The 13,192-nt window shown below is 49.2% G+C and carries 9 protein-coding genes and 1 pseudogene; 4 read left to right on the plus strand and 6 right to left on the minus strand.

The window, feature by feature from the left end; all coding sequences use genetic code 11:
• Window positions 1-18: 18 nt before the first annotated feature.
• On the minus strand, window positions 19-1,086 hold the full coding sequence (locus tag B7991_RS14720; RefSeq protein ID WP_176421730.1) for a hypothetical protein: 1,068 nt from the start codon (window positions 1,084-1,086) through the stop codon (window positions 19-21).
• A gap of 2 nt (window positions 1,087-1,088) precedes the next feature.
• Complete coding sequence (locus B7991_RS00270) at window positions 1,089-1,613, minus strand: peptidylprolyl isomerase (protein WP_088629083.1); 525 nt, start codon at window positions 1,611-1,613, stop codon at window positions 1,089-1,091.
• A 142-nt stretch (window positions 1,614-1,755) separates the two neighbouring features.
• On the opposite strand from B7991_RS00270, the gene lepA reads away from it, so the two are divergent.
• A complete protein-coding gene (gene lepA / locus B7991_RS00275; RefSeq protein ID WP_088629084.1) occupies window positions 1,756-3,576 on the plus strand; it encodes a translation elongation factor 4 in 1,821 nt (606 codons plus the stop codon).
• Window positions 3,577-3,594: 18 nt separating this feature from the next.
• The gene (locus B7991_RS00280) at window positions 3,595-4,593 is read left to right on the plus strand and encodes a S26 family signal peptidase (RefSeq protein WP_254917780.1); all 999 of its coding nucleotides are present in this window, start codon (window positions 3,595-3,597) and stop codon (window positions 4,591-4,593) included.
• A gap of 291 nt (window positions 4,594-4,884) precedes the next feature.
• Here the strand turns inward: B7991_RS00280 and B7991_RS00285 are convergent, their stop codons facing one another.
• From B7991_RS00285 to B7991_RS15035, 3 genes and pseudogenes are all read right to left on the minus strand, one after another.
• The gene (locus B7991_RS00285) at window positions 4,885-6,129 is read right to left on the minus strand and encodes a DUF1015 domain-containing protein (RefSeq protein ID WP_369597596.1); all 1,245 of its coding nucleotides are present in this window, start codon (window positions 6,127-6,129) and stop codon (window positions 4,885-4,887) included.
• 99 nt (window positions 6,130-6,228) lie between these two features.
• A pseudogene (locus B7991_RS15205) lies at window positions 6,229-6,711 on the minus strand (DUF2062 domain-containing protein); the annotation flags it as partial.
• Between the two features lie 271 nt (window positions 6,712-6,982).
• Complete coding sequence (locus tag B7991_RS15035; RefSeq protein WP_254917781.1) at window positions 6,983-8,776, minus strand: fibrobacter succinogenes major paralogous domain-containing protein; 1,794 nt, start codon at window positions 8,774-8,776, stop codon at window positions 6,983-6,985.
• A 408-nt stretch (window positions 8,777-9,184) separates the two neighbouring features.
• On the opposite strand from B7991_RS15035, the gene greA reads away from it, so the two are divergent.
• Together greA and B7991_RS00305 are read left to right on the plus strand one after the other, a co-directional pair.
• Window positions 9,185-9,652 carry a transcription elongation factor GreA gene (gene greA, locus B7991_RS00300; RefSeq protein ID WP_088629086.1) on the plus strand — a complete coding sequence of 156 codons (468 nt, stop codon included), beginning with the start codon at window positions 9,185-9,187 and terminating at the stop codon, window positions 9,650-9,652.
• A 129-nt stretch (window positions 9,653-9,781) separates the two neighbouring features.
• On the plus strand, window positions 9,782-10,615 hold the full coding sequence (locus B7991_RS00305; protein WP_088629087.1) for a TatD family hydrolase: 834 nt from the start codon (window positions 9,782-9,784) through the stop codon (window positions 10,613-10,615).
• Between the two features lie 371 nt (window positions 10,616-10,986).
• Here B7991_RS00305 and B7991_RS00310 read toward each other — a convergent pair whose 3' ends face one another.
• Window positions 10,987-12,816: a bifunctional diguanylate cyclase/phosphodiesterase gene (locus B7991_RS00310; protein WP_235002957.1), complete on the minus strand. Its 1,830-nt coding sequence runs from the start codon at window positions 12,814-12,816 to the stop codon at window positions 10,987-10,989.
• Window positions 12,817-13,192 lie beyond the last annotated feature (376 nt).

Raw genomic sequence — 13,192 nt, forward strand, 5'->3', positions numbered from 1 at the left:
TCGTTCGAGGTTGACGTATTAATCGTCGAAATCGGCGAGTTCTTCTTCAGCTTCCTTAAGGTCTGCTGCGTCCGGTCCTTCGATATCGTCATCCTCCACTTCATCCAAAGAGTCTCCACCCATGGCGCCCAGCTGGTATTCCACCTTGCGGGCTTCCTTGGACTGACCCAAGTGCAAAATAGCGGCGCATTCTTCGCAGTAGCCGAGATGCTTGTCGACCCAGAATTCCGGAGAAACAAGATTCTTGTTGCAACGCGTGCAAATCTGCGTTGCAGCTTCGCGCGTGAAAGCAGCGTTCTGTTCTTCGAGTTCCTTCAAGATGCGTTCCGTCAGTTCTTCCTGAGTTTCTTCAGCAAGAGAAATCTTGTGACGGATAGCGGAAGTCGGCTTCTTTTCGAGGTTCTTCATTTCAGAAGACACCTTCTTCTTGTTAGCGCGTTCTTCCTGTTCATCAATTTCAACAAACATAATGAACTTGCAAGGCTTCTTACCACCTTCAAGCAAAACAGCATACGGATAATCAGACTTCACGGTAGACTTTTTCGGTTCTGCCTTTTCGGCAACTTCAACTTTTTCAGGAGCCTTTTCAGAAACTTCCTTAACGGGTTCCTTGACAACACTCTTTTCAGAAACTTTCACTTCAGTTTCTTCAACTTTTTCAACAGCCTTCGGGGCTGCCGGAGCCTTGGCCACGACTGCCGGTTCAACCTTTTTAGCAGGAGCGGGCTTGGAAACTTCAGCCTTGGCGGGCTTTGCAGCAGGAGCCTTCACCGGAGCGGCCTTTACAGCCTTGGCTGGTTCCTTCTTAGCAGGAGCTTCCTTTTTGGCGACAGGCTTCTTGGCAACAGGAGCAGGCTTAGCAGCAGCCTTTACAGGAGCGGCTTTCTTTGCCGGTGCCGGAGCAGCCTTGGCAGCAGGCTTCTTTGCAGGGGCGGGCTTAGCAGCAGCCTTTGCAGGAGCAGCTTTCTTTGCCGGTGCCGCAGCGGCCTTGGCTACAGGCTTCTTTGCTGGAGCCGACTTTGCAGATTTCTTTTCAGAAGCACTCGCCTTTGCAGGCGCCTTAGATGTCGCTTTTTTGGAACTCATATTTACTTCTTTTCCACAATTTTAATGTTCAAAATCGGATCGTACGGGTCAATGCGGCAGACGACGTCTTGGCCTTCAATGACCTTACCAAACACAGTATGATGACCGTCTAAATGCGGCTGCGGGAGCTGCGTAATAAAGAACTGCGATCCACCGGTATTCGGGCCTTTATTAGCCATAGAAATCACACCGGCCTCATGCTTGAGATCATTCTTTTCATCATCAATGGTATAACCAGGATCGCCTGTTCCATCACCCTTCGGGTCACCACCCTGAATCATGAAACCGTTAATAACACGATGGAACACAAGACCATCGTAGAAGCCCGAGCTGGCGAGATCTACAAAGTTCGCTACGGTATTCGGAGCAGCCTTGAAGTTCAAGTCCACAACGATTTTACCCTCATGAGTCGTAATCTCGGCAAGAATCTGGGAAACACCCGTGTAATCCTTGTTGAAAACTTTACCTGCGGCAAAAGAATTTGCGGCAAGACACAAGGCACTGCAAATAATGAGCTTTTTAAACAAAACGTAACTTCCGTAGTTATATCGTTCAGATAGAACAGATTGTACCAGTAGAATATAGTTTTTTTTTAAAGGGTTCACAGCGAATACCAATAAACAGGCACAAGATTTCTATATTTACGCAAAAACTCTTCAACATCTTAATATGCCGCAAAACAACAATATTCGCAATTTTAGCATTATCGCCCACATCGATCACGGCAAATCCACCTTGGCCGACAGAATGATTGAACTGACCAAGACCGTTTCCAAGAACGAAATGATGAACCAGCTCCTGGACGACATGGACCTGGAACGCGAACGTGGCATTACGATCAAGGCTCATGCCATCCGCATGGTCTACGAAAAAGATGGCGAAGAATACATTTTGAACATGATCGATACGCCGGGGCATGTGGACTTCACCTACGAAGTCAGCCGTTCCCTCGCCGCTTGCGAAGGCGCCATCCTCGTCGTGGATGCAAGCCAGGGCATCGAAGCCCAGACGCTTTCTAACCTCTACCTTGCGATTGAAAACGACCTAACCATCATCCCGGTTTTGAACAAAGTAGACCTTCCGGGCGCCCAGCCCGATCACGTGGCACAGCTCGTCGGTGACTTGCTCGGTTACGATCCGGACAAAATTCCGCGCATTTCCGCCAAGACCGGCCTCAACGTGGAACAGGTGCTCGACAAGATCGTCGACGAAATCCCGGCCCCGAAGGGCGATGCAGGCAAGCCGCTCAAGGCTCTCATTTTCGACTCCGTTTACGATTCCTACCGCGGTGTGATCAACTACATTCGCATTGTCGAAGGCACGCTCAAGGCGGGCATGAAGATTCGCATGATGAAGACGGGTGGCGAATATGTGGTGACCGAAGTCGGTACATTCAGCATGCGCCGCGACCCGCGTCCGGAACTGACCGAAGGCATGGTCGGTTACGTGCTCGCGAACGTGAAGACCATCAGCGACGTAAAAATCGGTGACACGCTTACGGATGCAGCGAACCCGGCCGAAGAACCGCTCCCGGGCTACAAGGACGTGCTCCCGATGATTTACTCGGGTATCTACCCCATCGACCCGGAAGACTACAAGGATTTGCGCGAAGCCCTCGAAAAGCTCCGCCTCAACGACTCCGCCCTTTGCTGGGAACCGGAAACTTCCGAAGCGCTCGGTTTTGGTTTCCGCACGGGCTTCCTCGGACTTTTGCACATGGAAATTGTGCAGGAACGTTTGGACCGCGAATTCAATGTGGACATCATCACGACCGTGCCGAACGTGGAATATCACGTTTACATGAGCGACGGCTCCATGGTGAAAATCGAAAGCCCGTCCAAGCTCCCCGACGCTAGCCGCTATGACTACATCGAAGAGCCGTACGTGAAGGCCCAGATCTTTACGCCGAAGGAATACGTGGGCGCCATGATGACGCTTTGCGAAGAAAAGCGCGGCACGTTCGAAACAATGGAATACATCGACGAAACGAAGGTCATCCTCAAGTACGACCTTCCGCTAGCCGAAATCATGTTCGACTTCTACGACCGTCTCAAATCTCTGAGCCGTGGTTACGCAGGCCTTGACTACACGCCGAGCGAATACAAGCGCAACAACCTCGTCAAGCTCGACATTCTCTTGAATGGTGACCCGGTCGACGCCTTCTCCGTGATTATCCACCGCGACAAAGCCAACACCTACGCTAACGCCATCTGCGTAAAACTCAAGGACCTCATTCCACGCCAGCAGTTCGACGTGGCCATCCAGGGCGCCATCGGTGGCAAGATTATCAGCCGCTCGACAGTGAAGGCTGTCCGCAAGGACGTGCTTGCCAAGTGCTACGGCGGTGACATCACCCGTAAGCGTAAGCTCCTCGAAAAGCAGAAGGAAGGTAAGAAGCGCATGAAGAGCATCGGCTCCGTGGAAGTACCGCAAAAGGCGTTCCTCGCAGTCCTCTCGCTCAGCGACGACTCTACCGGCGGCAACGATTAATTGTAGTTTGTAAAGGCTATGTCAGCACTCGATCGTAAAGTCACATTTTTACAACGACGTCATTCCAAGACGCACGTGTTTGTACTTGTCTTTATTCTCAGTGTTGTTCTAGCCGCCATGATCGGCGTGCGCCACTATATTTTTGAACCAGTCCGCCTCCAAGACAATTCCCTGTTTCCGAAATACAAGAAGAACAGCATCATGTGGATGTGCAAGCTTCCAAGTTGCACCCAAAATGTTGGATATGGGGATTATGTCTGGGGCGTTCTCCGCAACCAGGACAACATGGTGCGAAAAGTTCTTGGTATTCCTGGCGACTCCATCACAATTACAAACAACAGTAAAGTCTATACTCCTCATAAAAACTTCAAATGGAAAGGCGAAGACGCCTTCATTGAAACTCGCAAAATTCACATTCCGCGTAAAGGCGACACACTCGTTTTTGACAAGCTAAACGACGTAGAACAAGACTACCTTATTTCTCTCATGCACGAGCAGAACGAAAAGTTCTATGTCAAATCAAGCCTTTGGCAAGGGAAAAGGCAAATGCCCCTTGAACGCATAGGCTCCACCAAGCTTGGGAACCGCCTTGTCAGCTTGCAAGAAATCGACTACATGCCATGGCAAGACCGCTACCTTGTAGAACTCCAGATATTCCTTGCAGAACCAGGAAACACGCCCATACACATCAAACGAGAATTATATAGCGCCAAGGATTCTTCAAAGATTTCTTTTTACGTTGTTCCTGAAGACTGTTATTATCTCATCTGCGAAAAATCAAACCACTGCGCAGATTCAAGGGAAATCGGCTACTTCACCCAAAAGAATTTTGTAGGCAGTGCAAATAAAGTTGCAAACAACATTCAAAAAAAGGTTGATAACCGAATTTTTCAGGCTAAAGAATTCGTCAAGAATCTCATCGCCAAAAGCAAAAGAAAGGACAAATCCAAGTCCGACAAAAAAGAAAAGGAAAAGTCTCAGCCTCCTAAGCGAGCTACCAAAACCAAAAATTCTTAAATTTCCACGCAATCAGCAAGCGTAGCGAAACAAGAAACCGGGAGAATTTATTCTTTTGTTTTAAACGCATTTTCCCACACACCATATTAAAATCACCGGCGGGAAATGTAGAATACTGATACTCAAAAAACGGATTAGGGTTTCATTTTGCAAACAACCGTTTGCAGGAACGCAAAAATAAAAGCATTGCGTATCAAAAAGCAAAAACGCACCCTGGCCGGGTGCGTTCTGCAATTTTCACTATAGAAGTCCGCGCATCTCGTACAAGAGGTTCGCGCGGCCTACAAGCAATTAGTCGAGCGTGTGGACCAAGAGACCGTCGCGAAGCTTCGGTTCGAACCAAGTGCTCTTCGGCGGCATGATTTCGCCAGCGTCGGCAATGCTCATGAGCTGATCAAGCGTGGTCGGATACATTGCAAATGCGCAAGCGCATTCACCGCTATCGACGCGCTTCACGAGTTCGCCGAGACCACGGATGCCACCGACAAAGTCGATGCGCTTGGAAGTACGCGGATCGTCAATGTCAAAGAGCGGCTTCAACACGAGCTTCTGGAGGAGTGCCACGTCGAGGCTGTCAACCGGGCCAAGATTCTTGAGGAACTTGTCCTTGAACGTGCAAGCATACCACTTGCCGCCCATGTAGAAGTTCACCTGATTCTGCTTGCTCGGGCTCTGCATGCTCGGCAATTCTTCGATGTCGAACACAAGCTTCATTTCTTCCATGAGCTGTTCCGGCGTGCGGCCGTTCAAGTCCTTAAGCACGCGGTTGTAGTCCAAAATCTTGAGCTGGGTGCTCGGGAAGAGGATAGCGAGGTAACGGTTGTACTCTTCGTCGCCCGTGTTCTTCGGATTCTGTTCGGCGCGGTAGCTGGCAGCGCGAGCACCAGCAGCACTGCGGTGGTGACCGTCTGCGATGTAGCTCACCGGAATTTCTTCGAAGGACTTGCGGATAGCTTCGATTTCAGCATCATCGTCGATGACCCAAACCGTGTGGCCAAAGCCGTCGCCCTTGCTCACGAAGTCGTAAACAGGCTTGCGCTTGGTCACTGCACCGAAGATATCGAACTGGCCGTTGTCGCGGTAAGTGAGGAACACCGGACCCGTATTGGCGTTCGTAGCGAGCACATGGCGCAAACGGTCTTCTTCCTTGTCAGCGCGGGTAAGTTCGTGCTTCTTGATGGTGCCGTTGAAGTAGTCGGCAGCCGGAACGCAGCACACAAGACCGTACTGTTCGCGACCGTTCATCGTCTGGCGATAAACGTAGAGGCACGGCTTCGGGTCGAAAGCGATCACGCCGTCTTCGATCATCTTGTCGAGATTTTCACGAGCGTGGGCATAAACCTTCGGATCGTAAGCGTCGACAGAATCCGGAAGTTCGAGTTCGGCACGCGTCACGCGCAAGTAGGAGTGCGGAAGGCCCTCAGCCATAGCCTTGGCTTCGGCGCGATTCATCACGTCGTAAGGGAGCGCAGAGATAGTCTCAGCTTCAGCCGGGTTCACCGGACGCAAAGCCTTGAACGGATAGATGTGCATCATAGGTTTCTTTCCTTTGTGTGCTTCTTTGATTAAAACTTCGTCTTCGGCAATCAAGTTATGGATATAACCCGTCTTTGCCGCAATCCATTTTTTCTTCCTGTAACTTACGATGAAATAAGCTAGAAAAAAGAAGATGATGCCGCCAATAGCCGCAACAATTGTAATGCCAATCATGAACGCCAACAGGTGGTCTGCAGCATCATTCCACAAATGCCCAATCACCGTCGTGAAATTCTTGAACGAAAGCCCCTGGAATTCTTCCAAAAAGTCAAACTTAATCGCCTCCGGATGGACAATCTTGCACCCGAGCATATAACCCGTCGGGTAGAAAAATCCGAACTGAGTCAGCGGGTTTGCCACAAACGACGAGACAATCCCCGGAACTTTCGGAAGGCGGAACAAGGCACAGAACGCAACCGTCAAAATAATAGCGACCCCAATCGTCGGCCAAATACCAATAAAGACGCCTGCCGCCACAGACCACGCCACACGCATGGCATCCTGACGCCTCGGAAACATCCTATTGTAATAAATACGGCTTAAGCGCTTGTACTTCGATTCGTTCCTTCTCAATTTAACCATATCACCTCTTAAATAACCGAGCCAAAGATAGTAAATATAGAGGAAAGACCAAAGACTAAAGCAAAGTCCAATGCGTCATCCTGAGCGAAGCAACGAAGTTGCGAAGTCGAAGGATCCAGTAAAATCTTGTACTACAAAAGGGGGAAGCCTCCCCCTGATTGCAGCCTTGCCCTATTGTCATGCCCGCCTCCGAGCGGGCACCTCCTTTTAGGGCAAGTCTTCCATCACCCCCTCGAACGGGGCTTCAATCGCCAGCCCCGTAACGCCCCGGCTACAAGTCCTTCAGACAACGAACTGAGTGAGCGAACTCCTTGTAGGAGCCGTCCAAGTTTTCAGTTTCGTAGTCGTAGTCCAATTCCATGCTGTAAGCCCAGATGTTGCCAATGTACTCAGTGGACTCAGTGGCACTCCAGAAGAAGGCGTAGTCGCCTTTATAGAAGAAATAAAACCCCTCCGGAATCCAGGTACGCCCGAAACCAGCAGGGATCGCAGAGAAGCCGAACGCATCCGTACCGTTGCTAATATTCCAACCATTCTGCGACTTAAGATTTTTTTCAGCAGTTGATTCTCCACCCGCTTCGATAAACAGGGTTTCCCATTCTGTTTTCGTCGGCAAGTGCCAACCATCGGGACAAATGCCCTGCACCTTTGCCGGGAGCGTACAGGTTTTGCCGTAACCGCAGTCCTGCGGGTTGTCGGCATCGGTTGCGAACTTCACCGAGTCTATCGCAGCCGCCCAAGTATAAAGGCGACCGGCCACAGCACAGTTTTCAGTTTTGTTTTTGTAGCACCAGCTCTTCCCCTTCAAGCTCGGAGTCTTAACACTATCGGCATAGTTCAAGTTTTCGGCCATCCAAACCTGATCACCGATTTTCACAGTCTTGTAAATCTGACCATCGCGGGAATCCGTCATTGAACCGTAGTCTATTTCAGGATTCAAATAAGCTTCCTTCGGCATATCCCAGCACCTGTCCCCATCAATTTCATTATCTTCGTTCGATGAAGAACTCTGATTACTAGAAGATGACACCGCCTCGTCCTTATTGCTAGACGATGATTTTGCCTTTTCACCACTAGAAGACATTCCATCCTTCAGGCAACGAACTGAAATGGCGCTGCCCTTGTCGTGGTGGTACAGACCGGTCTCCTCGTAGCTGCTGAACAAGTACATATCGTCAGCGTCGCCGTGATAGCTGTAGCGGGGGTTGCTATAGGTCTCAGTTGCACTCCAGAAGTAGGCGTAGTAGCCGCCGAGGCCGAAGGCGCCACCGCTATACCTGAGGCCTGCAGGAAGCGCAGAGAATCCATACGCATCCGAACCATTGCCACTTTCGTTCCAACCCGTCTGCGACTTGAGAGCCTTGCCAGCTGTCGATTCTCCGCCCACTTCGGTAAACAAAATGATCCATTCGGTGTCCGTTGGCAAATGCCAGCCCGGCGGACATATGCCTTGAACGGTATCAGGCAGAGTACAGCTTTTGAGCAAACCGCAGTCCTGCGGATTGGCGGCATCCGTCGCGAGCTTCAGCGAGTCAATCGCAGCTAACCAGGTGTAAAGGCGTCCAGCCACTGCACAATTTTCAGCCTTGTTGTTATAGCACCAACTGCGTTTCAACAGGCTCGGAGTTTTGACACTATCGGCATAGTTCAAGTTTTCGGCCATCCACACTTGGTCACCGATTTTCACAGTCTTGTAAATTTGACCATCGCGGGGATCCGTCATTGAATCATAGGCAATACCAGAATTGAAGCGACATTCTTTAGGGACATTCCAATTCCAGTCAGTCTCCCCTTCTAAAAGCGCCGAACAATTCAATTCAACAGATGAACTGCTACTAGATTCTTCGTGGCTATCACCACTCAGAATGAAGCTGGACGATGATTCAACTTTTGGGCTACTAGAAGAACTCTGAATTTCTTCAGAACTAGAAGTTCCATTGTCACTTAAAGCACTAGTACCGCTGTCGCCGCCACAAGCCGCAAGCAAAAGCAAACCAAAAACAGTCGCAGATGCCATGCCCACACGCAAAGACATCTTTCCACACCATAAATTTTTCAACAACATAAGACTCTCTTATATAAAATTTTTAATCAAATATACTTTATTTGATTCTATTAGAGTAGTCTTGCTCGACATAACAATTTACTTAAAAAAATCGGACCAGCTTCCGCTGGTCCTTTTGATTGTTCATAACAGACGTGGGTAGACATATTCTGCCCTGCGCGGCATTCGCCTCACCACTAATCCTTCAGGCAACGAACTGAAAGCCCTTCATCCTTGCCAATGCCGTCCAGGTACGCACGCTTGTTATCACAGAAGTTCAACTTCATTATGTAGGCTTCTTTGTCATCGAGCTGCGAGGCACTCCAAAAGAGGGCAAGTTGAGGATGAAAAAAGTAACTGGATTCTTCGCTACGCTCAGAATGACAATTCCATCAACCATCAATCCGTTAAATTTCTAAATTTCCTCTCATGAAACACTTGATTTCGAAAGAAGGCTTTGAAAAGTTCAAGGCAGAATGGGAACATCTCAAATATGTTGAACGCCCGGCAATGATCAACCAGGTGCAGGCAGCCGCAGCCGAAGGCGACCGCAGCGAAAACGCCGCCTACACTTATGGGCGCATGCGCGTGCGCGAAATTGACCGCCGCTTGCGTGAACTCGACCGCATTCTGGATGGCGCACAGATTGTCGAAAACGCCGCCACCAAGGATGGTTCCATCCGCTTTGGCGCCACCGTCAAGATGATCGACAAGAAGACTAAGCGCGAAAAGGTTTACAGCATCGTCGGCGACAAGGAAATCGACCCGCTCCAGGGCCGCATCAGCATGAAGTCCCCCATCGGTGAAGCCTTGCAAGGCAAAAAAGCTGGCGACACCGTCGAAGTCCAAGCCCCCCGCGGAAAGATTACGTACGAGATTCTGGAAGTAACTTATTAAAGCCACTTCACTTCGTCATCCTGAACGCAAGTGAAGGATCCAGTAACAATACTTAACTAGATCCTTCCTCCCTACGGTCGTCAGGATGACATGTTCAAAGTCGTCTGGATGACGTTCATAATTCACCTAATGTTCATTGATACCCATTGTCATATTGATTCTTACGAGCGCCATGCGGGCGAATCTTTTGATGCACTCCTAGAGCGCTTTCAGTCCGCTAATTTTACGACCGAACGCAGCTCCGCTAAAGAAAAGGCAGCCGCCTCCAAAATTGCACAGCCAGAAGCATTCATTCACGTTGCCTGCGACCCGGCAGACTTCGACCGCGCTCGCGAACTCAGCGAAAAGTATCCCTTCGTCTACTCCGCTTACGGCATCCATCCCGAGTACGTCGAAACAGAAACAACCGAAGACGAAGCCCGGATGATGGAATTTTTGAAGCACCCCAAGTGCGTCGCCTGCGGTGAATTCGGCCTCGATTACCATTACGGCGCCGAAACAAAGGCAGCCCAAGTCAAGCTCTTTGAACGTCATTTGCAGCTCGGCATCGAAAGCGGCAAGCCTCTCGTACTCCACCTGCGCGAAGCCGATGATGACGCCCTCGCCGTCCTGCGCGCAGCAAACTTGCACAACCGCAACGTTCATGTTCACTGTTTTACAGGCACGCCTGAATTCGTCGAGCAGCTCCTTCAGCTAGACGCAAACATCTTCGTCGGATTCACGGGAATCGTCACGTTCAACAACGCACAAAACGTCCGAGACGCAGCAGCGCTTGTACCGCTCAACCAAATGCTTTTGGAGACCGACGCCCCTTATATGGCGCCCGTCCCCTTCCGCGGCAAGCCCTGCCACTCCGGCTACATCCCGTTTATCGCCGACAAACTTGCCGAAATAAAAAACGTGACGGTAGAAGAACTCTACCATCACTGTCGTGAAAACACGAAAAAATGTTATAGAATCTGAACAACTTTATTTGTCATGCCCGCCTCCGAGCGGGCATCACCTAGGACTACAAAAAGGAGATTCCCGGTCATCCCCGTCAAGCGAGGACAAGCGCCGGGAATGACATGCAAGGGTATCAAGCGAGAGGTCACTTGTGAACTCACATTTGATACCCGCAGCAGTCAAGCCCCGTTAGGGGAATGACAACGAAGCCGAGAGTAGCGCGAAAGCATGCTTTCGCATTACCGAGGCGATCAAGTCAAGCCCCGTTAGGGGAATGACAAAGGAGCCGAGTGATGCAGAAACATGCTTGCATGTTTCTATATCCGAGGCGAGCAAGTCAAGCCCCGTTAGGGGAATGACAAAACAGAGTTTGGGCATGACAAAGGCATTTATGCTTTAACAACGTTCTGTTCAGTCTCAAAGGTCGAGCCCTGCGTCGGAACGTTATAATGTTCCTTCATGTACTCTAGCGCCATATCCGTATTGAGCGGCCTGCTAAAGTAGAATCCCTGAATCAAGTGGCAGCCTTCGCGATACAAGAAGTCGAGCTGTTCCTTCGTTTCAACGCCTTCGGCGATGAGGTCCAAGTTCAAGGACCTCGCAATGCCAATCACCATGCGGGCAAAAGAAGCATCTTCTTCGTTATCCGCCACGTGATCCACAAAGTACTTGTCCATCTTGAGCGTATGCACCGGATAACGCTTCAAGTACGAAAGTGAACTGTAACCCGTTCCAAAGTCATCAATCGAAATCTGAATGCCCATATTCGAAAGCGCACGCATGATTTCAATCGTCTTGTCCGCTTCGCACATAGCCGTGTATTCGGTAATTTCAAGTTTCAAGTTACGCGGATTCAAGTTTGTCTCGGCCAGCACACGGCGCACATCGTCAACCATGGAATCCATCGAGAACTGCTTAGCAGAGAAGTTCACCGCCACTTGGATATCCTTGTAGCCCATGTCCACCCATTGCTTGGTCTGCTTGCATGCCATGCGCAAAATGAGCGCACCCATCGGCACAATAAGGCCCGTTTCTTCGGCAATCGGGATAAATTCAGCCGGCGAAATAATGCCGCGTTCCGACTGGTTCCAACGCACAAGAGCTTCAAAGCCAACAATCTTGTTGCCCGCCTGGATATCGACAATCGGCTGGTACATCAGCACGAATTCTTGCGCCTGTATTGCACGGCGGATTTCGAATTCAAGCTTGTAAAGCTTCATCGCCTTTTCGCGAATGCCACCGCTAAAGAACTGGATACCGCCATGGTTAATGCCCTTCTTCATATCGCGAAGGCTTGCATTTGCATTGGCGAGAATATCTTCGACGCAATCGACATCCTGGTTCACGACAATCGACATTGAAACACTGATGTAAAGGTCCTTGCCTTCCAGCGCAATCGGAGACTTAACCTTGTTATGGATGTTACGGACAAGCGGAATCAAATCGTCATTCGGGTCACGGCTCTGGATGTTATGCAAGATAACAGCGAACACATCAGGTCCAATACGAGCCACGCAGTCATCCGGACGGGCAACAGATTTTAAACGGTCTGCAATCGTACGGAGAACATTATCACCGATGTTAATGGAATAAGAAGCATTGATAGCACCAAAGCTATCGACATCCAAAAGCGCAACTGCAAAAACATAGCCAGGACGCTTTGCCGCAATATCCACATCATTTTTCAATTTTTCGAGGAAGTACTTGCGGTTATAAATGCCTGTGAGCGCATCTTGATAAACATAGTTGTAATGTTCGCGTTCAACAGACTTGCGGTCAAGAGCTTCTGTCAAAGAACCTATCACGCGAATCGGGCGACCCAGATTATTGCTCTGAACGCGACCGCTAATCACAAGTTTTGCGTTTTTCTTGGAAGCATCAAGTAAAGTCAAAGAGCAAGAGAATGTACCAGAGGTCTGTAAAGCGGAATTGAGCTGTTCACGGAAAGCATTCCAATCGCTTTCGATAACACGCTTTTTCAAGGGTTCAAAAGAATCTTCAAGGTTTGCGCTTTCGGCATCAAGCAACTTGGCAATCCGATTCGACCAATAAACCTTCCCTGATGCGACATCAAACGTCCAGAAACCATCCGACGAAACATCAATCATCATCTGGAACATTTCATCTTTTTCTAAAAGATCCTTACGGAGATCACGAATCGGCTCAACCACCTTCGGTTCAGGGATTTCCACATCATTGCGAATTTTCCGGCCGTCCATCGGGAATTTATAGAATAGGGCGACATACGCCAAAAAAACTATCGCCAAAAAATATGGTATAAAATTATAGACGTGCTCCGTAAAATTCAGAATATCCGGTATAGATTCTGCAAACAGAAAACACGCTAACAATAGCGCAAAGCGCAAGACTACATGTTCATCGAAAAGTCTCATGTCAACCCAATCCTATTTTACACCTAAAATAAGCAGAATATTTCAAAATAGAACACCCCGAAAGAATTTTGTAATGATATATTTACTCCAACTTCTAGTATTCCAACTTGGAATATTAATTGTGTTAATTGGCATGGATACCTACAGGTCAAAATTTGCAAGTATCCACATTCTCTATAATTGAATATAGGCTTAAAATACT

The sequence above is a fragment of the Fibrobacter sp. UWB3 genome (genome assembly GCF_002210405.1).
In the GTDB taxonomy this organism is placed as follows: Bacteria; Fibrobacterota; Fibrobacteria; order Fibrobacterales; family Fibrobacteraceae; genus Fibrobacter.

What these genes read in the sequence shown, in the direction of transcription:
- B7991_RS14720 (WP_176421730.1), bottom strand. Translation starts at nt 1,086, where the DNA reads ATGAGTTCCAAAAAAGCGACATCTAAGGCGCCTGCAAAGGCGAGTGCT.
- lepA (WP_088629084.1), top strand. Translation starts at nt 1,756, where the DNA reads ATGCCGCAAAACAACAATATTCGCAATTTTAGCATTATCGCCCACATC.
- B7991_RS00280 (WP_254917780.1), top strand. Translation starts at nt 3,595, where the DNA reads ATGTCAGCACTCGATCGTAAAGTCACATTTTTACAACGACGTCATTCC.
- B7991_RS00285 (WP_369597596.1), bottom strand. Translation starts at nt 6,129, where the DNA reads ATGATGCACATCTATCCGTTCAAGGCTTTGCGTCCGGTGAACCCGGCT.
- B7991_RS15035 (WP_254917781.1), bottom strand. Translation starts at nt 8,776, where the DNA reads ATGTTGTTGAAAAATTTATGGTGTGGAAAGATGTCTTTGCGTGTGGGC.
- greA (WP_088629086.1), top strand. Translation starts at nt 9,185, where the DNA reads ATGAAACACTTGATTTCGAAAGAAGGCTTTGAAAAGTTCAAGGCAGAA.
- B7991_RS00305 (WP_088629087.1), top strand. Translation starts at nt 9,782, where the DNA reads ATGTTCATTGATACCCATTGTCATATTGATTCTTACGAGCGCCATGCG.
- B7991_RS00310 (WP_235002957.1), bottom strand. Translation starts at nt 12,816, where the DNA reads ATGGACGGCCGGAAAATTCGCAATGATGTGGAAATCCCTGAACCGAAG.